The 1,335-nt window shown below is 77.1% G+C and carries 1 protein-coding gene; it reads right to left on the bottom strand.

The window, feature by feature from the left end; translation table 11 throughout:
- Positions 1–1,259, bottom strand: a 1,259-nt coding sequence (locus G3I42_RS14665; protein ID WP_343244543.1) for a DNA repair ATPase, incomplete at its 3' end; no start/stop codon positions are given.
- Positions 1,260–1,335 lie beyond the last annotated feature (76 nt).

Below are 1,335 nucleotides of genomic sequence, written 5' to 3'. Positions count from 1 at the left end.
GCCGCCGCGCCGATGCGGGCCAGGGGTCCGGCCGTGCGTGCCTCGCGCGGGCGGGCCGCGAACGGGGTGCGCCAGGCGCGGACCGCGTGCGCGGTCGTCGCCTCGGTGCCGGGCGCTTCGAGGGCGTACAGCGTGCCGTCGTCGAGGAGGGCGTGGCCGTGGGTCGTGAGCGGGGTCGCGACCTCCTTGCGGACTCTGTGGTACGGCAGGAGGAGGGCGGGGCCGCCCTCCGTCGCCCGGAAGACGTACAGGACCTGCTCGCCGTCCGGGGAGGCGACCTCCTGCTCGAAGCGCGGCCCGTCCTCCTCGGGCCCGGTGAGGTCGAAGCGGCGCACCTCGCCCGTCGCGAGCACGTACCCGCCGGGGTAGACGAGCCCCTCGCCGCCGGGGAGCCGGCGGAACGAGCGGCCCAGCGCGTCGAGCCTGGTCACGCGGCGGGTGAACGGGTGGAAGACGAAGTAGCGGGGCTCCTCCTTGTACGGGCGCACGCGGAGCAGGACGAGCGCCCCGGCCTCCGCGTGCGCGAACTCGGCGTCGCCCAGGGACTGGAACGGCTCGTCGACGGGCTCCTCGTGGAGGACGTCCTTGGTCTCGGTGTCGTTCTCCGTCTTGATGCCGAGGCGCCCGCCCACGGTCGAGACGTAGAGCGCGCCGCCCGCGAGACGGACGTGCGGGTGGCGCCCCGGCACGTGGTCCGCGCGGTCCGCCTCGTGCCAGGAGATGTCGTACCGCCCGGCCGCCGCGTGCTCGCGCTCGCCCGCGGCGTCGAGGAAGCGGTACGTGCCGTCGCCCGTGTCCTCCCAGCGGAGGACCTTGAGGTCGTCCTCGCGCTCGCCCGTGCGGAACACGGCGAGGAGCCTGCCGGGGACGCGGCGCAGGCGGACGAGCGCGGCGCGCCGGAAGTAGCGGTGCAGCGCGGCGAACTCGCGCCGGAACGCCGGGTCGTCGAGCAGTCCGGGCACCGCGTCCTCGGCGAGCGGGCGCAGCTTTCCGTCGTACAGGCGCAGGACGTCGCCGACCTCGGGCTCCCCGCGTACGGTCCCGGGGCCCGGCACCTGCCCGAGGAGCAGCGTGCCGGGAGCGACGGCGAGCAGGTCGCCGGGGTGCGCGGGGCGGGGCACGCCGATCTCGCCGTGCCGGTCCGGGACGACGTCCGTACCGCCGAACGCCTCGCGGCGGGCGGCGTCGAGCGCGGCGAGCCGGGTGGCGAGGACGTCGGTGCGCTCGCGGAGACGGGAGTGGTCGGCGACGAGGCTCACTCGGCGCTCCCGGGGGTGGGGGCGCTGTTGAGGGAGCGGGCCTGCGCGGGTGCGGCGGGGGCGGGGGCTGCGGTGG

This window comes from Streptomyces sp. SID11385 (genome assembly GCF_010548245.1).
In the GTDB taxonomy this organism is placed as follows: Bacteria; Actinomycetota; Actinomycetes; order Streptomycetales; family Streptomycetaceae; genus Streptomyces.
This window is presented reverse-complemented; position numbering and strand designations above follow the sequence as displayed.